This window comes from Odoribacter sp. N15.MGS-14, from assembly GCF_000980245.1.
GTDB classification, from domain to species: Bacteria; Bacteroidota; Bacteroidia; order Bacteroidales; family Marinifilaceae; genus Odoribacter; species Odoribacter splanchnicus.
On record NZ_LARE01000054.1, the window covers coordinates 1 to 22182 of the forward strand.

Genomic DNA, 22182 nt, shown 5'->3' on the forward strand with positions numbered 1-22182 from the left:
CGGTGAAAGAGGGAAAATTCAGTTTCCGGGGAGGGATAACGGAGCCGACGACAGCTTCTCTTTGCTTGGGAGGAGGGCGGATGGGTATGGATGACCCGAATGTGACAAACTTTTGGATCGAACCTGGCGCCATGAAGATCGCTTTGGTGAAGGGTGATCTGAAAAATTATATGTTGGAAGGCTCGGCGACCGATAAGGAGGCGAAGGAGCTGGAGCAGCAGAAAGAACCCATAATGAAAGAGTTGCAGCCGTTGATCCAGGCATATTATGCCGAGAAAGATCATGAAAAAGCAGCGGAGATGCGTGATGGCTGGGAGCCTTATCATGAACGGATGGGTAAAATCGACGAGGAATTTATGGCTACTCATCCCGATTCATACGTTACGGCTCAGATACTGAGGTATAAGACCAGCTCGATGAGTTATGGAGAGGCACAGGCTGCATACGATCGGTTGGGCGAACGGGTGAAAAAGAGCCGGCTGGCTGCGGAAATCCGGGCCGAAATCCGGAAGCTGCGGATGGGATCGCCGGGCAGTCCGGCCGCCAGGTTTGCCAAAGCCGATATCCATGGTGAAATGTTCGATCTGAACGACCTGAAAGGGAAATATGTCATTATCGATTTCTGGGCCAGTTGGTGTGTTCCCTGTCGGAAAAGTAATCCCCATTTGAAAGAATTGTATAGAAAGTATAAAGATCAGGGCCTGGAAGTGGTGTGTGTGTCCGACGACGATTCGAACGAAGAAAAATGGCGGGCAGCTGTAGAAAAAGACGATATTGGCATGTTCCGGCATGTATTGCGCGGATTGAAACAGGTGGGTAACGAGTTCGACCGTTCGCAGGATATCAGTGAAAAGTATGGTATTCATTCCTTGCCGACAAAAATTCTGATCGACCGCGAGGGTATCATTGTCGGACGTTATGGGGGAGGTGGAGAATCTCACGAAAAAATGGATGAAAAATTGAAGGAAGTATTCGGGAATTAAATACAAAGAAAATAAAAACAATCATTTGTATAGTGCTTTGTTTGTGCCTGTCCGGAGGTTTACAGGCCGGGATCCGTAAAAGTAACCTGAAAGTGTTGTATGTCGGCGGTTCGCCGGATGTCGATTATGTCGGTAACCGTCCCGATTCGGCGGTGTTGGCACAAAGCAGTGCGAAACGTATGGCTTCCTTTGACAAGATGTTGAAACGCTATTTCCGGCAGGTGACGGTGATCCGGGCCCAAGCCTACCGTCCGGAATTGTCGGACAATTATGATGTAACGGTGATGGACGGTCGGCCGGCTCCTATCCTGCCGGGCATTATGGAAAGGGATAGTTCAGGCCGCCTGACCCGGTATGAAAAAACCGGTTATTTGCCTCCCGACTTCGACCGTCCGATGGTGAAGAAACCGATGCGGACGCTGCCTTATATCGACGATACCATAGCTCCCGATTCTTTACCGATGTGGCGGGTGCAGAAAGAAGGGTATATGTCGAAGCGGAGCTCCGTGTCGGCATGGTATCGCGGCCCGGTGGTTTCGAGGATTCGCCTGAAGCTGAGATAATTTCCGGTGGCGTTTCGGCTAAGACATGGGATGCTGTGGCGATCGGAAGACATGGTAACTTTCTCCACTGGGGATTTGCTGCTTTGTCCGACGATATGACGGATGAGGCCCGGGATGTGTTTGCCAATGCTGTGGTGTATATTGCCGGTTTTGCCGGCCAAACGCCGGTCGCCCGCAAATATAACGACCGCATTATCACCCGGCATGATATTACGCTTCGTGCTTTTTCGGCTACCCGCCGGGCTTATGCCCTGAACGTGGAAACGATGAAAAATCATGCGGCTAGGATGGAAGATTTGAAACATATGATTTGCATGACTCCGACAGAGAAAAAAAATGTATTGAAATAAATAAAAAATTATGGTATGAAAACACAAATGATAATAGGGGGTATCCTTTTTGGGGTGGCTGCTTGCACAGCCCCGGCAGACGGTTACCGGATTACCGGCAACATTGAAGGGGCTGGTGACGGAAAAGCCATATTGTTACAGTCGGCAGGTTTCGAGGAACCGACGATGGGAGATACGGTGAATATGCGGAATGGAAAATTCGTGTTCGAAGGGCGTTTGGAATCCCCGGTTTCCGTCACTGTAAAGGTGTGTCCTGATAGCGATCAGCCGGCAAGTCTGGGATTTATTGCAGAAAATTCCCCGATCCGGGTGATGGCTGCCTGGAAAGATGTGATCGAACGGTATGGCTACCGTTCGATCGGCGGACAAACGGTGGAAGGGAGTTTGAACCAGGAAGTGTATGAGAAGATCGCCGGAGTATACGGGCAGATGTTAAAAGCCCCGGAGCACAAGGAATATGCCGAGGCACAACAGAAAATGGCCGGATTGAGGAATACGGATACCGAAGCCTATTATAAATTGCAGGACGAAACGGAGCCTTTGTCCGAACGCTTTTCCGAAGCTGTACGCCAACGGCAGTTGGAGCTTATACGGGGAAACCGCACGGTGGAGTCGTCCGTTTTGAATCTGCGGATGATGTGGAACGATATGACGTTGGAAGAGTTGAAGGAAGTATTTTCCGTTTTGGATCCTAAAGTGCAGAATAGTCCTATGGCGGCAGAGGTGCGCGAGGAGATTGCTATCCGCGAGCGGGTACGGCCGGGGCAACCGGCTCCCGATTTTTCGCTGGAGACGCCGGATGGAAGCCGGCTGGCTTTGTCGGATTTGCGGGGTAAATACGTGTTGCTGGATTTTTGGGCTTCGTGGTGTCGCCCTTGCCGGGCTTCGTTCCCCGAAATGAAAAAGATTTATGCCCGCTTTAAGGATAAAGGGTTCGAGATTCTGGGAGTGACCAACGACAGCCGCAGGGAGGACTGGCTGAAAGCCTTGGAACAGGATCAATTGCCATGGAAACAGGTAATCGATGAATTCCCTGAGCCATACAAACCGGCCAGGGTGATCACGATGTATGCCGCACCTTATTTGCCTACTTTGATTTTGATCGGGCCTGACGGAAAGATCATCGGACAGGCAAAAGATAAACATCAGTTGGTAGAATGGCTGGAAGAGCGTTTGTGATCAATTGACAGGCTGGAGGGGAGGATTGTAGTCCGGTAGATTTTCGATCGCTGAAAGTCTGCCGGACTTGTCATTTGCTATTTTAAGATTATCTTTGTAGAAAAAGCTGAATTATGGTATTATCCATCGGATTCGGATTAGCATTACCTTGATCGGCGGAACTATGTTCCGGATAAAATTCCCCCCATCAGAACTGAAGGTTCGCTAATCAGAAATCTGAAAGGCGGCACTGATCAGGAACGAAGTAACGTTGAGGCAGGTAAACTTTCGAATTTAAAAGAGGAATAATGGAAAAAAATTGTAAATATATTTTATGGGATTTAGATGGGACGCTGACCGATCCGATGATAGGAATTACCACCTGTGTGCAGTATGCTTTACGGCATTTGGGGATTGAGGTGAAGGATTTGCAGGAGTTGTGTCCTTTTATCGGACCGCCTTTGTTGGATTCATTTCAGGAATTCTATTGTTTATCCGAAGCTCAGGCGCAAGAAGCGATCTTGAAGTATAGAGAACGTTTTGCGACTGTGGGCTGGCTTGAAAACGAGGTATATCCGGGGATTCCTGAGTTGTTGGATCGTTTGTGTCAGGCGGGAAAGACCATGATGGTGGCTACTTCTAAGCCGGAAGTATTCGCCCGGAAAATATTGGATCATTTTCAGCTTGCCGCTTATTTTTCCTTTGTCGGAGGGGCTACTTTGGACGGAGTACGCTCGACTAAAGAAGAGGTGATCAATTATGTACTGAAGACTAATGAGGTTGTATCTCTTTCCGAAGTAATTATGGTCGGTGACCGTAAATTCGACATACTCGGGGCGAAGCATGCGGGAGTGAGTTCGGTTGGGTGTGTATATGGATATGGCTCCCGGGAAGAACTGGAAACTGCTGGGGCGGATTATGTGGTAGATTCGATCGGGGAGCTACAGAACTTACTTTTACCGTAAATGAGTGTGCATCGTGTCGGCTGTGGTCTCTATCGGTTGGTATTACAAGCGATAGTAATCCGGTTATGCTTGACTATCGGATTTCGATTGCTCCATGAACGGGGGGAATATAAAAATAAGCAGCTACTTATGTAACTGCTTATCGGGAAGTGGTAGCACCTGGAATCGAACCAGGGACACAAGGATTTTCAGTCCTTTGCTCTACCGACTGAGCTATGCCACCAGCGTTTCATTGCGTGTGCAAAGGTAGAGCTTTTGTTGGAATGTGCAAATAAAATGCAAAGAAAAAATGAAAATATTTTTATTGTTGTAAATTATCGGGAGATTTTTTTTCTGAGTATTAATAATTTACTTTATATTTGTGTCGATAGAAGAATCTTAGTTTTGTGTTTTTGTAACTAAAAATATAGCTCTACGTACCCTTCTATATGTTTAATCATTTTTTTAATATTTTTTATTGTGAATATTTTTGTAGCAAAAATGAGTTCCGCCACAACAGGTGACGATCTCGCAACTCTCTTTGGAGAATTCGGTACTGTTTCTTCAGCAAAAGTAATTATGGACAAGGAAACCGGCAATTCAAAGTGTTTTGGTTTCGTTGAAATGGAGGATGAAACCGAAGGAATGAATGCTATTAATGCTCTTAACGAGTCGGAATTTCAAGGAAGAAAGATAGTAGTGAAAAAAGCTCGTCCGAGAGAAGAAGGTGAAAACAGAGGTCATCGTTCATTTTCTCCCCGGGGTGGCGAAAGGAGATTTAATCCGAATCATTAATTGAGAAGGGTACTGAGAGCTCAAAGCTCTCAGTTTTTGTATTTGGCTTTCAGGTAAGCGTATAAAACCTTGTGTAGTAAGGCTGCATTGGCTTTTTCCTCCTCAGATAAACGCGGATCTGTTTCGATACCGTTGCAAGCGTCCGATAGTTGTTCATCTCCGTCGATAAAATCGGTTGCATTTTCTTCCAGATAAAACATATCCGACAACTGCATCTTCTCCAGACATTCGATAGCCAGACTTCTCGCCTGTAATATGTTGTCCTCCCGATATTTGGAGAGAAATACTTCGATGATGGAATCGGTAAAATAATCACAGAAATAATGCAAAAGCAATAACCTGCGTTTATAAAGCTCGGGGGTCGGTAATTCCGGTCGTCTGAAAATATGCCCCAAGCCCAGATAAGCCAGTTCTGCTATCTCGATGCTTTCTTCTTCTTCTTCATCTAATTCCAGTAAAAGAATTTTAAACAGGGCATCTGAAAATTCGGCCTGCAACTCCTTTTCGTTGCTTTGATTGTAATAAGCCAGACGGTGGTCTCTGATCTCCAGCAAGTTGGCCCGCAGTTTTTTACGGTCTGCATGTATATTACTCAGTTCCCCGATTTCCCGTAAAACATCTTCTAAATCTCTGCTCATCTGTCCTCCTTTGCTTTTTTATTTTCACTTTCCCCGGCAGCCGTTGTTGAAGAAAAATTCTGCCATCCCTGGGCTTTTAATTCGAAAGTATTCCCGTCGCGGGTAGTCATATAACATCCTTCAGAGGCTTTGCAGGTATGGCCGATCACGCTGATTCCCGGCATAGCGGTCAGCAGGTCGTAATGCTCTAAAGGAGCGGTGAACAAGAGTTCATAGTCTTCTCCTCCGGATAAGGCGCATACCGTAGCATTCATATTGAGCTCTTCCGCCATTTTGAACGTTTGGTAATCGATCGGTATTTTTTCTTCATAAATGTTACAACCGATCCCGGAATCTTTGCAAATGTGCATGATTTCCGAAGCCAGCCCATCCGAGATATCGATCATGGCCGTCGGAAGGATATTTTTTTCTTTAAACTGTTGAACGATATCTTTACGGGCTTCCGGTTTCAGTTGGCGTTCCAGGATATATTCATAACCGGCGAAATCGGGTTGGGCATTTTCGTCTCCCTGAAAAACTAATTTTTCTCTTTCCAGCAATTGTAATCCCATATAGGCTGCTCCCAGGTCTCCGCTGACGCAGATCAGTTGATTCTCTTTGGCTGTATTCCGATAGACGATATCCTGTTCATCGGCTTCTCCCAATACCGTGATGCTGATGCACATGCCGGTTTTAGAAGAAGTCGTATCGCCTCCGACCAGGTCGATCCCGTACTTTTCACAGGCCAGATATAGGCCGGCATAAAACTCTTCCAGCCCTTCGACAGAAAAATGGTTCGAGACAGCGAGGGAGAGCGTGATCTGTTTCGGAATGCCGTTCATCGCATAGATATCGCTGGCATTGACGGATACCGATTTATATCCCAAATGTTTAAGGGGGGTATAAGTCAGATCGAAATGAATACCTTGGATCAGCATGTCTGTACTGACGAGGATTTTTTTATTGCCATAATCCAGGACGGCTGCGTCGTCTCCAATCCCTTTCAGGGTAGAGGGATTCTGTAATCGAATCGTTTTTGTCAGGTGGTCGATCAAACCAAATTCTCCTAATGTAGAAAGTTCTGTATAATTGGACATGGTAAAATTGAACGTATGTTTGTTGATGATCTGTTTATACGGGCAAAGATAATGCAAACCGGGAGCAGAATCTTCAAGCTTGCTTGAAAGTTATGCCGAGGTACAGCTTATCTTCTGCAAAAATAGTGTAAATTAACAGACAGATCAACCATCCTCCGGATTTTATTCTACGGTCGGACAGACTTTTTTAACTTTTGGTTCTTTGACTCTGGATGTGTGTTAAATAAATTTCTTACTTTTGTGATTATAATCGTAAGATTGGCTTTGAATTTAGGTTCAGGTTGCAATTTTCAAGTTTCAATAGGTTTTATGGACAATATTATAGAAGAAGTTACCGGAAGTGAATATAAGTATGGGTTTGTGACGAATGTCGAAACCGATACGATAGGTAAAGGTTTGAACGAAGAGGTGATCCGGATCATATCCGCCAAGAAGGAGGAACCGGATTGGATGCTGGAATTTCGGTTGAAAGCTTACCGGCATTGGTTGACGATGAAGATGCCCCGTTGGGCTCAACTGGATATTCCTGAGATCAATTATCAGGATATCGTATATTATGCAGCTCCGAAACAGAAGGAGACGAAGAGTTGGGAAGAGGTCGATCCGGAATTGAAGGCTACTTTCGATAAGCTGGGGATTCCTTTGAGCGAACAAATGGCCCTGTCCGGAGTGGCGGTTGATGCTGTGATGGACAGTGTTTCTGTAAAGACTACCTTTAAAGATACGCTGGCTGAACGCGGAGTGATCTTCTGTTCTTTTTCAGAAGCGGTAAAAAATCATCCCGATTTAGTACGGAAATATTTAGGGACTGTCGTGCCTTATCATGATAATTATTTTGCTGCTTTGAATTCGGCCGTATTCAGCGATGGTTCGTTTGTCTATATTCCTAAAGGGGTACGTTGTCCGATGGAATTGTCTACTTATTTCCGGATCAATGCCCGGAATACAGGACAGTTCGAACGTACACTGATTGTTGCTGAAGATGAGGCTTATGTGAGTTATCTGGAAGGTTGTACCGCTCCTCAACGCGATGAAAATCAGTTGCATGCAGCGATTGTGGAAATCGTTGTCGAGAAAAATGCAGAAGTGAAATACAGTACGGTACAGAATTGGTATCCCGGGGATAAGGACGGGAAAGGCGGAATTTATAATTTCGTTACTAAAAGAGGAATTTGCCGGGGCGAAAATGCCCGTTTGATCTGGGCTCAGGTAGAAACCGGTTCGGCTATTACCTGGAAATATCCCAGCACTATTTTAAAAGGAGATGGCTCGGTAAGTGAGTTTTATTCTGTAGCGGTTACCAATAATTATCAGCAGGCGGATACCGGTACAAAGATGATTCATATCGGTAACAATACCCGTAGCCGGATCGTTTCTAAAGGTATCTCCGCCGGGTTCAGCAGTAACTCTTACCGGGGAAAAGTAAAAGTGGTGAAGAGCTGCCAAAATGCCCGTAATTATTCTCAGTGCGATTCTTTATTGCTGGGGGACAAATGTGGGGCACATACGTTCCCTTACCTGGAAATCGAGAATTCGACGGCTCAGGTAGAACATGAGGCGACAACCTCTAAAATCGGCGAAGACCAGATTTTTTATTGCAACCAGCGGGGAATTTCGACCGAGGATGCTGTGGGCTTGATTATCAAAGGTTATGCCGGTGATGTCCTCAATAAAATGCCGATGGAGTTTGCGGTGGAAGCACAAAAGCTGTTGCAGATCAGTTTGGAGGGAAGTGTGGGGTAAAAAAGCTAAAAAGCAAAAAGCTAAAGGCTGGAGCCTAAAAAGGAGAAGGTAACAAGTAAAAGGGAGAAGAATAAAAAAAGTAAATTCATTCTGAAAGAAGTGAGATTATGTTAAAGATAAAAAACTTACATGCCTCGGTAGATGGCAAAGAAATATTGAAAGGCATTGATTTGGAAATCAAAGCCGGAGAAGTTCATGCAATCATGGGACCGAACGGTGCCGGAAAGAGTACGCTTTCTGCTGTGCTTACCGGTCGTGAACGTTTTGAGGTTACCCAGGGAGAAGTGGAATTCAATGGTAAAAATCTGCTGGAGATGCCGGCAGAAGACCGGGCCCGGGAAGGAATTTTCCTTAGTTTTCAGTATCCGGTAGAAATTCCGGGAGTGAGTACGGTGAATTTTTTGAAGACGGCAGTAAACGAGATTCGTAAATACCATGGACAGCCTCCTTATCCGGCCGGGGATTTCTTAAAGATGATCCGCCAGAAAATGGAATTGGTCGGGATCGACAATAAGTTGCTGAACCGTTCCCTGAATGAAGGTTTTTCCGGGGGAGAAAAGAAGAAAAACGAAATCTTTCAGATGGCAGTTCTCGAACCGAAATTAGCTATTCTGGATGAAACGGATTCCGGTTTGGATATCGATGCGTTACGAACGGTGGCCAATGGCGTGAACAAACTGAAAAAGCCGGAGAATGCCACGATTGTCATTACCCACTACCAGCGTTTGCTGGACTATATCGTACCCGATGTGGTACATGTATTGTATGACGGCCGTATTGTGAAAACCGCCGGCAAAGAGCTGGTAGCCGAACTGGAAGAGAAGGGATATGATTGGATCAAGGAAGAAGTAAAAGGTAAGTAGTCGGATATGAACGATTTTGAAAAAATAAATACCGATTTGGCAACTTTGTTCAGAGAAGGCCGGGCCCTGCTCGATGCAGGAAACAGCGCGGTAATGAACGGTTGCCGGGAGGAAGCATTCCGTAAATTTGTCGATTTGGGAGGAATCCCGAATAAACAGGAAGATTATATTTATCTGAATCTGCTGCCCTTATTCGGCAAAGATTATAACGTCGTGTTGAAATATATCCGGCAGGAGGTGGATATGAACGAAACTTTCCGCTGTGCTGTTACGGATTTGGTTACCACTCCCGTATTGACCGTGAACGGTTGGTGGTTCGATGGGAATCCGGTAGCCGAAATACCGGAGGAAGTGGTTATCTGTGGTTTGCAGGAAGCGAGTGTGAAATACCCTGATCTGTTTGCTAAACATTATAACCACTATGCGCCTGTCGCTCACCGGGATGGCTTAGTGGCGCTGAATACGGCATTTGCACAGGACGGTGTATTTGTTTATGTCCCTGACGATGTCGTTTTAGAACGCCCTTTGCAGATTATCAATCTCTTAAGGGCGAAGGCCGATCTGATGGGATTCCAACGTAACCTGATCGTACTGGGGAAAAATGCCAGAGCGACTGTACTGGTTTGCGATCACACGCTTTCAGAGCATGATTTTTTAATCAACAATACGACCGAAGTATATTTGGGCCCCAATGCCCATATGGAATATTATCAGGTACAGAATCAACATCTCAGGGCTTCCCAGATCAATTCTTTATTTGTCTCAGAACACCGTAATTCCACTTTTGAAAGTAATCTGGTGACCTTGTACGGGGGTACTATCCGGAACAATATGTATGTCGCTTTGAATGAAGAAGGGGGAGAATGTCATTTGTACGGGATGTATATCCAGGATAAAAAACAGATTGTCGACAACTTTTCTTACATCGATCATATTGCTCCGCATTGTACGAGTAACGAACATTTCAAGGGTGTTCTGGATGATGCTGCACTGGCAAATTTCAGCGGATGTATCCGTGTGCGGCCGGATGCACAGAAGACCGAAGCTTATCAGGCCAATAACAACTTATTGCTGACAGATACCGCCCGGATAAATGCCAAACCCCAGCTGATCATCGATGCCGATGATGTGAAATGTAGCCATGGAGCGACGGTCGGACAGATCGATGAAGAAGCTATGTTCTATCTGCGTTCACGGGGAATCAGTCCGGAAGAAGCCCGGATGATGATGATGTTCGGGTTTGCTCACGACATTATCCGGCGGGTAAAACTCGAACCCCTGCGGGTGAAAATCGATGATTTGATCGATAAGCGGCTGAGGGGTGAATTATCGAAATGTTATAATTGCATTATGCAATGTAAAAAATAATCGGATATGTTCGACGTTGCAAAAGTCCGGAAAGATTTCCCGATATTGGAAGAACAGGTATACGGAAAACGCTTGGTATACCTGGATAATGGGGCGACGACTCAGCGGCCGTTGCAAGTCATTGAAAAAATGAACGAATATTACCTGAAGTACAACTCGAATGTACATCGGGGAGTCCATTTTTTGAGTAATAAATGTACCGATGCCAATGAGGAAGCCCGCGAAATTGTCCGGAAATTCATTCATGCCGGTTCGGATAAAGAAATTATTTTTACCCGGGGTACCACGGAAAGCATCAACCTGGTGGCTTTTTCTTTCGGAGAAGCTTTTATCCGGGAAGGTGACGAAATCCTGGTAACTGAAATGGAGCATCATGCCAATATTGTTCCCTGGCAGATGCTCTGTGAACGGAAAGGAGCGGTATTGAAAGTACTTCCGTTTAACGATAAAGGGGAGCTTGATCTGTCACAACTGGATACTTTATTGACTCCGCGGGTGAAATTAGTTGGAGTCGCTTACGTTTCGAATGTGTTGGGGACGGTAAATCCGGTAAAAGAGCTGATCGGCCGGGCTCATCGGATCGGTGCAAAAGTGTTGGTCGACGGCGCACAAGCTGTTCAGCATATACCGATAGATGTGCAGGCGCTCGACTGTGATTTTTTTGTATTTTCAGGACATAAGTTATATGGTCCTACAGGAGTCGGAGTGTTGTACGGTAAGGAGGATTTGCTGAATCGGATGCCTCCCTGGCAAGGTGGGGGAGAGATGATCAAAGAAGTACATTTCGAAAAGACGACTTATAACGAGCTTCCTTTTAAATTCGAAGCGGGAACTCCCGATTTTATCGGGGTGATCGGCTTGGGAGAAGCCATTCGTTATGTAGAATCCCTCGGTTTGCCAGAGATCGCTGTTTACGAACAGCAGTTGTTGGACTATGCGATGGAGCGGATGCGGCAGGTTCCTGCTATGCGGATTTTTGGCGAAGCTATACGGAAATCTTCCGTCCTGTCTTTTGCATTGGGAGAAATACATCATTCCGATACAGGCATATTGTTAGATAAAATGGGGATCGCTGTTCGTACGGGACAGCTCTGTGCCGAACCGGTCATGCAACATTATGGGGTAACGGGTATGGTAAGGGCTTCGATCGGTATGTACAATACCTCTGAAGAAATCGATCTGTTTTGCGAAGGATTACACCGGGTGGCTAAAATGTTTAAGTTGGCCTGATATTTATATTTTTGTAAAGGATAGGATAAAAATTGATAAAAATGACAATCGAGGAAAAAGAACAGGAAATTATAGATGAATTTTCTATATATGATGATTGGATGGATAAATATGCTTATCTGATCGAGTTGGGATCGGGTCTGGAAGGGATGGATGAAGCACATAAGACCGAAGAAAATCTGATTAAGGGATGCCAGTCGAGGGTGTGGTTTCATGCTGATATGCGGGATGGCCTTTTGTATTTTACAGCTGACAGCGATGCAATTATCACCAAAGGCATCGCCGGATTGTTGATCCGGGTCTTTTCCGGCCAGAAGCCGGCGGATATCGCTAAAGCCGACCTGCATTTTATCGATGAGATCGGATTGACCCAGCATTTGTCGCCTACCCGTTCCAATGGCCTGCTTGCGATGGTGAAACAGATCAAATTCTATGCAATTGCTGCTGAGGCAGCTTCGCAAAATACGAAGTAAGAAATTTTAAACGATTAAAGACGGATGGATATGACTGCCAGTATAACAAGGGATCTGATTATTGAGAAATTGAGCACGGTTTATGATCCGGAGATTCCGGTGAATATCTGGGAATTGGGGTTGATATACGATATAGAATTTCCAAAGCCTTCCGAAGTGATCATTCACATGACCCTCACGGCTCCCGGATGCCCGATCGCCGATGAGATCGTGCAGCAAGTGCATGATGTGGTAATGGAAGTCGAAGGTATAGAAAGTGCTACCGTAAACCTGGTTTTCGAGCCGGCATGGACGCCCGACCGGATGAGCGATGTGGCTAGGCTGGAGCTGGGATACGATATTTGAAGCGGAAAAAGAAGGAGCGGAGAAAAAGATTAAAATTTATAAAATATAATTGGGAGGATTTATTGAATATCTTGTTTATTTAACATACATTTACACTGTCAAATCTGTGATTAATTGGTGATTGAAATTATTATAAGTGTATGAAGCGTATTTTGCTGATTGCGTGGGCAATCCTTTCATTAGGTAGTGTTGTTAAAGCTCAGGATGGGAACAATACATCTTATTTCTTATCAAATCTTCCGCAGCAATTTCGGTTAAATCCTGCTTATCAGCCGGAGTATAAAGTCTTTATCGGTCTGCCGGGGCTCAGTGGCGTTTCCGTGAATTATCTGAACTCTTCGTTTACCGTCGAGGATCTGTTGTTCAAACGGGACGATTCGGTTTATATGGATGTGAATAAGTTTTATAAATCATTGCATAAACGGAATTACATCGCTTTTAATAATGAAAATTCTATTCTTTCCATCGGTGTGAAAGCTAAAAGTTGGTATGGGACTTTGGATATCACTCAGAAAAATGATTTCTTATTTCGTTATAACAAGGATTTGTTCACTTTCCTGAAATATGGTAATACGGACCATCCCTCTATGGATTTCGGGAAGCTGGGGGTCAATCTGAATTCCTATATCGAAGTGGCTTTAGGTTTGTCGAAACAGGTGAACAGTAAGCTTACCGTCGGAGGGCGTTTGAAATATCTTGCAGGTATTGCGAATGCTCATATGACGGATTCTGAATTGGATGTGGTGACAGAGAAAGATGGAACGATGAAGATACATTCCCGGCAGAATATCAGGATCACTGCTCCGGTGAATATTCGTAACGAACAGACAGGTTTGCCGTTTGAACCCAACAAGCCGATCGATTGGGACGATTTCGACTTTAATACCGACGACATCGGGGTTGCGGATTTTCTGAATACTAAAAATCCCGGTTTTGCTATCGATTTGGGAGGTGAATATCAATTCAACGATAAAATTAAATTGTTCGCCAGTTTGACGGATTTGGGTTTTATTCATTGGGGAAATAAGGATTTTCGGTATAATTTTTATCAGGATGCCCGGTTTACCTGGGAAGGGGCCGATATTTCCAATAGTGTGAATAAAGACAATGTGGGATATATTTCTATCGATAGTGCTTTCACGAAGTTGACAGACCAATTGAAAGATAGTTTGCAGCTGAGAAGCAGAGGTAAAGCTTATACTACGATGGTGAGCCCGAAATTGTATTTAGGAGCTACCTATCAGTTGAACCGTACCTTTTATGTCGGAGGGTTGTTCCGGGCTTCATTAGTTGATAAAATGTTTATTCCTTCGCTGACTGCTTCGGTGAACGGACGCTTGATGCGTAATGTCAGTGCTTCGGTTTCATATAGCATTACCCGGGGGAGTTATGTGAATCTCGGTGCCGGTCTGACCGCAAAACTCGGCCCGTTCCAGCTTTATCTGGAAACCGACAACTTATTGGCTTGCAATTATACCAATACACAGTCCGCTAATGCCCGTTTCGGGATAAATTTACTGTTCGGACATAAAGACCACAAGAAAAAGAAAAAAGCAGCCGAAGAAGAACCGCTGGAAGTGATGATTGCACCTGTTCCGGTGAAAAAAGACACTGTCTATAAAGAGGTGGCTCCTGAGGTCGATCCGGTGGCTCCTATAAAAGAGGAGAAAGTAGTCGATACCGAAAGTGATTCAATCAGGGCTTATTATGTGATTGTCGGGAGTTTCAAGAGTAAACAAAGAGCGGAAAATTTGAGAAAACGCTTGGTATTTATGGGATTTAAAGAAAGTGCTATCCTGAGGAACGAAAATGGCATGTACCGGGTGACTACCGCCCCTTTCAATACCCACACCGATTGTTGGAATGAAGTATTCCTGATCAGGAAGAAGTATCCGCAATTTGCCGATGCCTGGGGATTGGCGGTGAGATAATAGAAATATGAGTCGATATGAACGTGAAAGAATGGGTTCAGCAGGTGATTAAACCAGCTGAAATAGAAAAATATCTGGTAAACGGAAAAGACTTTATCGATGAAAAATCGATTTTCGGCAATCTTGAAAAATACCGTCAGCCGGATAAACAGCAAGTGCGGGATATTTTACAGAAATCTCTGGATATAAAGTTATTATCTCCGGAAGAAACAGCTGTATTGTTGAATGTAGAAGATCCGGGACTGTTGGAAGAAATGCGTGAAGCCGCATTGCAGGTAAAAAAGAAAGTATATGACAACCGGATCGTCTTTTTCGCTCCGTTATATTGTTCCAACCTCTGCGTAAATAGTTGTGTCTATTGTGGGTTCCGAAGTGATAACTGTGCTGAAAAACGGCATGTATTGACTATGGAAGAGGTGAGACGGGAGACGGAGGCTGTGATCGACGAAGGACATAAACGTTTGATTGCCGTATATGGTGAGCATCCCCAAAGTGATGCCGACTATATTGCCGATAGTATGGCGACGATTTATGCAACCAAACGGGTGACTCCTACCGGGAGTGGCTTTAATAATATCCGTCGCATCAATATCAATGCGGCGCCGATGAGTATAGAGAATCTGCGGAAACTATGGCGTGCCGGAATCGGGACCTATCAGGTGTTCCAGGAAACTTATCATCCGGGACGTTATGCCGAGTTGCATCCGGCCAATACGATTAAAGGAAATTTCCGTTGGCGTTTGTACGCAATGCATCGTGCAATGGATGCAGGGATAGACGATGTGGCTATCGGGGCTCTGTTCGGTTTGTACGACTGGCGTTTTGAGGTGATGGGGTTAGTTCATCATGCTCACGACCTGGAAAGACAGTTCGGTATCGGACCGCACACCATTTCCTTTCCGCGTATGCAGCCTGCTTTGGGATCGTTTGTGAGCGAAAATTCGCCTTATTTGGTCAGGGACGATGCTTTCCGCCGGCTGGTGACGGTGTTGCGTCTGGCCGTGCCTTATACAGGCTTGATTGTCACGGCCCGGGAGCGTGCTGAATTACGGCGTGAAATTATCAATTATGGTTGCACACAGACGGATGCTTCTTCGAAAATCGGAATCGGAGCCTATTCCGAGAAAAAGGTGCAGGAAGAAAATCCCGATAAGGTTCAGTTTATGCTAGGCGACGAACGCAGTTTGGACGAAGTGATCCGCGAGTTGGCCGGAGACGGTTACATCACTTCTTTCTGTACTGCCGGCTACCGTTGCGGACGTACCGGGGATAAGATCATGAACTTGCTGGAAAAAGGAGTGGAAGGTAAATTCTGTAAGCTGAATGCCGTACTGACTTTCCGTGAATACCTGAATGATTATGCTTCGGCAGAAACCCGTCGGATCGGCGAGCAACTGATCGAAAAAGAGCTGCGGGAAATCGAGGGAATGTCTTTCTTTACAGATAAGAAATTATTGCCGACTTTCCTGAATTATTATAAGCGAATTGCTTCCGGGGAACGGGATTTGTATATGTGATCGGGGCGGAGAGTCATTCTAATATTTTAGGTAAAGAAATAGGTAAATGTGCTCAAACTGAAATCTTTCTTAGTTTCTAGGTGTACCATATCTAGTTTTATTTTTTTAGGTTTCAAGGGGTACAAAAATTTCAGAAGTTAACCGTTGTCACTGAAAACGGTACTAATTATAAGATCGATGCCCCCTGCGGCCGTAAAAAGGCGTTACAGGGGACATCGATTTGACAAACCAATTGCTCTTTTGGTTATTCCAGTACTTTTTTGATTTGTCGTTTGGCTAAGGTGAGGGGAGCTAATGAACAGGGGCCGTTGATACAACCTCCGTCGCAGGCCATTACTTCGACGAATTGAGCGTCGGGTTTTTTAGCCATACTCTTCAATAGGGCTTGATTTTTCTTATCCAACCCTTCGATATGAATATTGGAATATTTGTCGCCGATGGCATTGACAACAGCTGCCTGTACTCCGCCGGCCTGAGCAAATCCACGGCCGTACTTCGTCACTTCGTGGTTGAGCTCTTTCTCGCTGCAATTGGCTACATCTATGTCATAAGCTACCATAAAAGCACCCAGCTCTTCGAAGCTCATCACATAATCCACTTCGTCGACTGAATCGGCTTCATGGCGTTTGGCCAGGCACGGTCCGATGAATACGACTTCGGCATCCGGATATTTCTCCTTCGCGTATCGGGCTGCATAGACCATCGGGCTCCGGGTTTCCGAAACATAGGGTTTCAGCATCGGAGCATGCTTGTCCACCCAACCGGTATAAGCCGGGCAACAAGAGGTGGTCATAAAAGCTTGGCCTTCCTGCATTTTTTCTTCCAATTCTTTGGCTTCGTTTGCAGCTGTGATTTCGGCACCGAGAGCAACTTCGATCACATCGTCGAAACCGATCTGTTTGATCGCTGCCAGTACTTGCCCCGGAGTGGCATTGAACTGCCCATAGATAGCAGGAGCAGGGATAGCTACGATTTTTTTCTTCGGATTACTAATACTTTTGTGTATATCGATGATTTTCGACCGTTCCATAATAGCTCCATAGGGACAGGCTTGCATACATTTTCCGCAATAGATACATTTTTCTTTATCGATATGTTCTACGCCTTCGGCATCTTTACTGATCGCTTTTACGGGACAAACGTCTTCGCAAGGAACAGGCGTGTATACAATGGCATGATAGGGGCAAACTTTCTGGCATAATCCGCAGCTGACACAATCCTCACTGCTGATACTGGCTTTGCCGCCGATAAACGAAATCGCAGCTTTGGGGCAGTTCATCACACAAGGCCGGCCTTCACATCCCCGGCAAAGGTTTGTGACGGCATATTGTGATTGGATACAGGCACTACAAGCTTCGTGGACAACAGAAAGAATATTTTCCTTCATATTTTTATTAGCCATCGCCATGCGGGCGAAATCGGAGAGATGAATCAGGTCGATCTCTTCGTCTGTAATTTCAAAGCCCAGAATCGAGATAATCTTGTGTTTGAGGATGTAACGGTCTTTGTGGATGCAACACCTCACCGGTCGCTTGTTGCGTGGACGCATTTCGACAGGGAGATATTTCAGACCTGTGATCAGTTCGTCTTTTTTTAATAACTTGACAATCCGGATTAATAACTCCCGTTTGGTGAGCATCGCAAAATTATCGTACAACATGTCTTAATTCTTCTTTTATAATTCGTAATAGGGTTTCTTTACTGACACCGGTTATGATTTCTCCGTTCAGCTCTGCAAAAGGAGGTGTGTCTTTGCCGTTACACCGTTGCAGACAAGGAGAAAAGGTGATTTCAATGCCTTGTTTTTCTTCTTCAGACAACAATTCTTCTATTTCCATTAATTGGGCTCCGCCCATGACATAACACATGGTTCCTGCACATAATCTCAGTTTGATTTTGTCCATAGGATTCAAATTTAAAATTTCTTTCCTGGTTAATGTGTAGTCTTTGATGTGTGTCATTTTGAGGGGTCAAAGATAGGTAATTTCTACATCTTTCAGGAATTTCGTTTCTAATAAATATTTAATTTTTTTTACCACATTACGCCGGATTTCCAGTTCTACGGGTAGGTTGGGATCCTGATGTGCCACATTGATCCGGGTACCGACGATAAAGGTGATTTTATCACTGTTTTGTATCAGATTAACCAGGTCGTTGGCCGGACCCTGTGATTTTTCGGGGAGCCCTTGGGTTAAAAGCCGCTCTACCTTACTTAAGGTCAGAATCCCTTCCGTGATCAGGTCGATTCCTTCCATATAGGAGAGTGGGGGGAGCTCTTTATCGGTGATATCCATACTGACCTGCAGGGGGAGTTGAAGTTCCCTTGAAATAATCGTGGCTGTCGTTCCTCCGCAGAGTACTTTTTTACCTTTGAAATCCCTGACTTTTTCTGCCAGATACCGGTCTTTTTTTTCATCGTAAGGCGGGCCGGTACAGATGAGCAGATTGCGCGGCGTTCGCCGGTAAATGACACAACAGCTGGTGTCGTCCAGCAAACGATAGTTATCGTTGCGTTCGGCCCTTAAAACGATCTTGCGGGCTAATTCTTTCGCCGATATACCGGGGTGCTGGCTTAAGGTTTCTGCAATGTAGATACCGACTCCTTCGTCCCAACCGAAAGGCATATTACTGCTACCCATTCCCGATTGGCTGACTCCGTCGGAAAAACAAATCAGGCGGTCTTCTTTTTCCAGCTTGAACTCCGATATCCACAGAAAGGTATTTTCCAGATCTTCCCGTTCGATCGGGATCTTTTTTTTCCGGATTTCCACTGCCTGTCCGCGACGAAACAGATAGACCGCCGGGCTTTCGTATTCCACGATCCGGGTATTCCCGAAACAATCGATGTCGAAGATACAAAAGGTGGAATAACTGATTTTACGGACCATATCCTTAGGCAGGGTATGGATAATCGAGAGAGCGGTTTGGAGGATACTTTCGTTCATGGCTGTGTAATTCATGGCCATAGTAGCGGTCATCGTCGATAAAACACTGGCTTTGATGCCACTCCCTAAACCGTCCGATAATACACTGATGATCCGGTCTTCCTCTTTTAACTTCTGGGACATGTAACTGTCTCCACAGACGATATTGCCTGCTTTATTTTTTTGGAAACAGTCTACTTCTATAAATATATCCGATTCTTTCATCCTTCCTTTTTTCTTATAAACTCGTTCCCCCATCTTTTTCCCCTCCAACCTTTTTTCTCCCTCCCCTCTTGCTTCTGGCCTTTAGCTTTTTACCTTTTCCCCCGCCTCCATAATCGACCGTAGGGTAGCATCGGTAAAAGCTGCATTTTCACCTAGCAGGCAAGCCACTTCCTGTACTGTAGCCATATATTTGCGTACCACTTCCTGGGTTTTTTCCAGCATCCATTCTTTACGGACATAAGGTTCCCGAAGATCCTGTAAGATTCCGAATACCAGGCGGTGGGGTTGGATATTATAAATAGAGAGCAGCCAGATTTTATCGCCTTCCCGGATTTGCCGTTCTGTGATCTCTTTACCTGTGTTCAATACCGTGCGGAAGAGGTCGGTGAAGCTACAGATTTTGTCCAATTCGACGCCTTGTAATCCGGGCGAAGCTTCGTAGACCATGACGACATCCTCTCCCAGCAGGTTGGCACAACAGCTGTTCATATCGGAGATTTTCAGATCATTATCGACCAGTAATACGCCTGCCGGTATTTTTTGTAACAAGACGGTCGCTTTGTCGTGGGCCACCCGTCGCATATAGGATACGCACATGTTTTCTTCTGCCCGGCCTTCGACCAGGGCTACTGCAAAATCACGGCAGGAGTCATAACCACACCCGCTACAGTTGAGCTCGTCTTCAGGACTGTTTTTACCGACAGCAGATAAGGCTTGCTTGATCTCTTCTTCTGTATGCCGGGCCGTCGAGCAGTCGTAAGCCTTGAATGTCGTGGCCAGATCGATATGCCCGAGATCGGGAACGGTACTTTCGGAGTGTGCGGCCCGGTGTTGCTGAATATTGTATCTTTTGATGGCCAGAGAGGTCTGGCTGAGTTTGGCCGGACCATTGATGCAGCCTCCTTTACAAGCCAGCAGTTCCAGAAAAATCGTATCTTTTTCCCGGCGCGTATCCAGGTTCTTGATGACATCTTTGATATTACTCAAATCGGAGAAAGCCATTTTTACAATCTTTTTGCTTTCACCGTCGATACCCGGAAGCATACCTCCCTCGACAGGATACAGAGAACCGATTCCGGCCTGCCAGGGGATAAAGTGATCCTCTGCTGCCGGAGTTAATTGTTCGGGATGAATATTTTCTTTTTCAAACCAGTTTTTCAGGTCTTTAAAAGTGATAGCCACTTCCACCAGCTCTTTAAAATGATCCGCTTCCAGTTTCTTACAGATACATGGGCCTGCAAAGATGACTTTTAAATCGTTTCCGTAATAGTCTTTTAAAATTTTGGCATGGGCTAACATAGGGGAGAGCAGCGGCGTGATGGCCGGAGTATGCTCGGCGGAGTATTTCCGGATGTATTCGACCACTACCGGACAGGCGGAAGAGATATACACTCCCGGTTGCGATTGTTGTAGATAATCCGATACCCGTGAAGAGACCAATTCTGCACCGATCGCAGTCTCGGATACTCCTGAAAAACCAAGTTTACGGATGGCTGCGGTAAGTTGTCCGATGGATAAATCTTCGAATTCACAGGCCCAGGAGGGGGCGAGGGATAAGATTACCCGGGGATAATTCTGCAAGATAAGCCGGGTACGGCTGACCCCGTCCCGGATCTTTTTTGCACCGGTAGGGCAAACTTGGGTACAGTGGCCACAGTAGATACATCGTTCTTCTATGATGTAGGCCTTATTGTCTTCGATCTGAATCGCTTTTACCGGACATTCACGGACACATTTATAACAGTCCTGACAATTTTCCGGTTCGGTATAGATCGGTTTTAAATCCATAGATCTGTTCATAGTTGCTGGGTAAACTGTGTTATGGGTGAGGTTGCCTTTCGCCTGTTATTATTTTATCGGAAATTCTTCCTGAAGTATTTTGTATAAACCCGAGAGATTGACCTCTTTGTAGACTTTCTCGTCGATTCGGAGGATCGGGCCGCTACTGCATAATTCTTCGCACAGATGACCGGAGAATGAAATCTCGGCTTCCAGGTGATTTTCTGCTATGTATTTCTTGATTACTTCGAGATGGACATTGTTTCCCCGGGAATAACACGAACTGCCCAAACATATTTTAATTTGACGCATAGGACATTTTTAGGCAAATATAGTGAAAGGTGAGAGCAATGACAAATGAAAACTTTGTTTTCAAATTTGGCATGACTGAACCGCATCCTAAATTATGCAAATATAGGAAAATAACACAATGCATTAAAATCGATAGCATAAAACTGTAATTTTTTTGCTATAAAAAACGGCCGGAATAATCTATCGGTCGTTTTGTCCATCTTTACACCCTGACGAAACAAATATAAATGATATATTGGCTAAGTTCTGATAAAAAATATTAAAATTTTTCGGAAAATCTGTCACCCGATTTTTTTCTTCTTGCGTTTATAGTCAAACTTTAATCGCCAAGGACATGAAATGGGAAGAAATCGATGAAGAAGCCAAGCGGGTGGTGGCTCGGACAACGGCCCGATTAACGGAGGCTGAGGAAGTAGGGCAGCCGGATGAAGCAAGGGATATGCTTGCCCGGCAACTAAGCGGGACCGATCTCCTGGAAGAAGAAGCTGCCCGAAGGGAAAAATATGATTACCTGCAAGCTTTTCAACAGATTCATCGTCTGAAACGTCGTTTACATTTCCGATATATCGCGGCAGCGGCAGCCGTATTGGTAGTAGCATTAGGTAGTGTAGGGATATGGTGGGAAACCCGGAAAGGAACACCGATCGGGACAGAGTATCCTTCCGGAAGCCATCAGGTCACATTACGATTGAGCGACGGAAGGACGGTAGCTTTGCCGGACCAGGAAACCTTACAAGTAGAGGATGGCGACAAAACGATAAAAGTGCAAAACGGAGGAGTAAATTATGCCGCCCGACCTACCGGGAAAGCAGAAAAAAGCGGTAGGTCTCATACCTTGTCCGTACCCCGCAGCGCCGAATATCGTTTGGTGTTGGCCGATGGCACGCGGGTACATTTGAATGCAGCCAGCCAGTTGAAATATCCGGTCAGCTTTTCAGGAGAAAAACGGGAAGTCTATCTGCAAG

Annotated in this window: 21 protein-coding genes, 1 tRNA gene and 1 pseudogene; 15 read left to right on the forward strand and 8 right to left on the reverse strand. The window is 45.3% G+C overall.

The features are described 5' to 3' along the window. The 5 genes from WS34_RS11030 to WS34_RS11050 form a co-directional block, all read left to right on the forward strand. On the forward strand, window positions 1-983 hold a 983-nt coding region (locus WS34_RS11030), incomplete at its 5' end, for a TlpA disulfide reductase family protein (protein WP_046404830.1). A 32-nt stretch (window positions 984-1015) separates the two neighbouring features. Continuing rightward, window positions 1016-1546 carry a hypothetical protein gene (locus tag WS34_RS11035; RefSeq protein ID WP_022161237.1) on the forward strand — a complete coding sequence of 177 codons (531 nt, stop codon included), beginning with the start codon at window positions 1016-1018 and terminating at the stop codon, window positions 1544-1546. Between the two features lie 35 nt (window positions 1547-1581). Then, window positions 1582-1896: a hypothetical protein gene (locus WS34_RS11040; protein WP_022161238.1), complete on the forward strand. Its 315-nt coding sequence runs from the start codon at window positions 1582-1584 to the stop codon at window positions 1894-1896. Between the two features lie 15 nt (window positions 1897-1911). Next, entirely contained in the window at window positions 1912-3075 is a 1164-nt protein-coding gene (locus WS34_RS11045; protein WP_046404837.1) for a TlpA disulfide reductase family protein, read from the forward strand. Between the two features lie 287 nt (window positions 3076-3362). Continuing rightward, on the forward strand, window positions 3363-4019 hold the full coding sequence (locus WS34_RS11050; protein WP_022161240.1) for an HAD family hydrolase: 657 nt from the start codon (window positions 3363-3365) through the stop codon (window positions 4017-4019). Window positions 4020-4169: 150 nt separating this feature from the next. On the opposite strand, the gene WS34_RS11055 is transcribed toward WS34_RS11050, so the two are convergent. Next, window positions 4170-4242, reverse strand: a tRNA-Phe gene (locus WS34_RS11055). A gap of 236 nt (window positions 4243-4478) precedes the next feature. On the opposite strand from WS34_RS11055, the gene rbp reads away from it, so the two are divergent. Next, window positions 4479-4793 (forward strand): RNA-binding regulator, encoded by a 315-nt coding sequence (gene rbp, locus WS34_RS11060; RefSeq protein WP_013613413.1) that lies wholly within the window; start codon window positions 4479-4481, stop codon window positions 4791-4793. Between the two features lie 29 nt (window positions 4794-4822). Here rbp and WS34_RS11065 read toward each other — a convergent pair whose 3' ends face one another. Together WS34_RS11065 and thiL are read right to left on the reverse strand one after the other, a co-directional pair. Further along, complete coding sequence (locus WS34_RS11065; protein ID WP_022161241.1) at window positions 4823-5431, reverse strand: hypothetical protein; 609 nt, start codon at window positions 5429-5431, stop codon at window positions 4823-4825. Beyond that, a complete protein-coding gene (gene thiL, locus WS34_RS11070) occupies window positions 5428-6507 on the reverse strand; it encodes a thiamine-phosphate kinase (protein ID WP_022161242.1) in 1080 nt (359 codons plus the stop codon). Before thiL ends, WS34_RS11065 begins: the two co-directional genes overlap by 4 nt. A gap of 309 nt (window positions 6508-6816) precedes the next feature. Between thiL and sufB the strand changes: the two genes are divergently transcribed. The 8 genes from sufB to hydG all read left to right on the forward strand — a co-directional run bounded on the left by sufB (window position 6817) and on the right by hydG (window position 15977). Then, window positions 6817-8250: a Fe-S cluster assembly protein SufB gene (gene sufB, locus WS34_RS11075; protein ID WP_013613416.1), complete on the forward strand. Its 1434-nt coding sequence runs from the start codon at window positions 6817-6819 to the stop codon at window positions 8248-8250. A gap of 107 nt (window positions 8251-8357) precedes the next feature. After that, on the forward strand, window positions 8358-9113 hold the full coding sequence (gene sufC, locus WS34_RS11080) for a Fe-S cluster assembly ATPase SufC (RefSeq protein ID WP_013613417.1): 756 nt from the start codon (window positions 8358-8360) through the stop codon (window positions 9111-9113). A gap of 6 nt (window positions 9114-9119) precedes the next feature. Next, the gene (gene sufD / locus WS34_RS11085; protein WP_046404840.1) at window positions 9120-10481 is read left to right on the forward strand and encodes a Fe-S cluster assembly protein SufD; all 1362 of its coding nucleotides are present in this window, start codon (window positions 9120-9122) and stop codon (window positions 10479-10481) included. A 6-nt stretch (window positions 10482-10487) separates the two neighbouring features. Further along, window positions 10488-11711, forward strand: a complete 1224-nt coding sequence (locus WS34_RS11090) for an aminotransferase class V-fold PLP-dependent enzyme (protein WP_013613419.1) — start codon at window positions 10488-10490, stop codon at window positions 11709-11711. A gap of 41 nt (window positions 11712-11752) precedes the next feature. After that, the gene (locus tag WS34_RS11095) at window positions 11753-12184 is read left to right on the forward strand and encodes a SufE family protein (RefSeq protein ID WP_046404843.1); all 432 of its coding nucleotides are present in this window, start codon (window positions 11753-11755) and stop codon (window positions 12182-12184) included. 30 nt (window positions 12185-12214) lie between these two features. After that, complete coding sequence (locus tag WS34_RS11100; RefSeq protein WP_046404853.1) at window positions 12215-12529, forward strand: iron-sulfur cluster assembly protein; 315 nt, start codon at window positions 12215-12217, stop codon at window positions 12527-12529. A 140-nt stretch (window positions 12530-12669) separates the two neighbouring features. Next, the gene (locus WS34_RS11105; RefSeq protein WP_046404845.1) at window positions 12670-14460 is read left to right on the forward strand and encodes a DUF5723 family protein; all 1791 of its coding nucleotides are present in this window, start codon (window positions 12670-12672) and stop codon (window positions 14458-14460) included. Between the two features lie 17 nt (window positions 14461-14477). Beyond that, the gene (hydG, locus tag WS34_RS11110) at window positions 14478-15977 is read left to right on the forward strand and encodes a [FeFe] hydrogenase H-cluster radical SAM maturase HydG (protein WP_046402352.1); all 1500 of its coding nucleotides are present in this window, start codon (window positions 14478-14480) and stop codon (window positions 15975-15977) included. A 244-nt stretch (window positions 15978-16221) separates the two neighbouring features. Here the strand turns inward: hydG and WS34_RS11115 are convergent, their stop codons facing one another. The 5 genes from WS34_RS11115 to WS34_RS11135 all read right to left on the reverse strand — a co-directional run bounded on the left by WS34_RS11115 (window position 16222) and on the right by WS34_RS11135 (window position 21217). After that, window positions 16222-17637, reverse strand: coding sequence for a monomeric [FeFe] hydrogenase (locus WS34_RS11115; RefSeq protein WP_013613424.1), 1416 nt, complete (start codon window positions 17635-17637; stop codon window positions 16222-16224). Then, the gene (locus WS34_RS11120; protein WP_286693727.1) at window positions 17624-17938 is read right to left on the reverse strand and encodes an NAD(P)H-dependent oxidoreductase subunit E; all 315 of its coding nucleotides are present in this window, start codon (window positions 17936-17938) and stop codon (window positions 17624-17626) included. Before WS34_RS11120 ends, WS34_RS11115 begins: the two co-directional genes overlap by 14 nt. A gap of 9 nt (window positions 17939-17947) precedes the next feature. Further along, a complete protein-coding gene (locus tag WS34_RS11125; protein WP_046404856.1) occupies window positions 17948-19126 on the reverse strand; it encodes a SpoIIE family protein phosphatase in 1179 nt (392 codons plus the stop codon). Between the two features lie 81 nt (window positions 19127-19207). Next, window positions 19208-20926: a [Fe-Fe] hydrogenase large subunit C-terminal domain-containing protein gene (locus WS34_RS11130; RefSeq protein WP_286693728.1), complete on the reverse strand. Its 1719-nt coding sequence runs from the start codon at window positions 20924-20926 to the stop codon at window positions 19208-19210. 48 nt (window positions 20927-20974) lie between these two features. Next, entirely contained in the window at window positions 20975-21217 is a 243-nt protein-coding gene (locus WS34_RS11135) for a (2Fe-2S) ferredoxin domain-containing protein (protein ID WP_013613428.1), read from the reverse strand. Between the two features lie 334 nt (window positions 21218-21551). Here WS34_RS11135 and WS34_RS11140 point away from each other — a divergent pair. Continuing rightward, window positions 21552-22182: pseudogene (locus WS34_RS11140) on the forward strand (hypothetical protein); the annotation flags it as partial.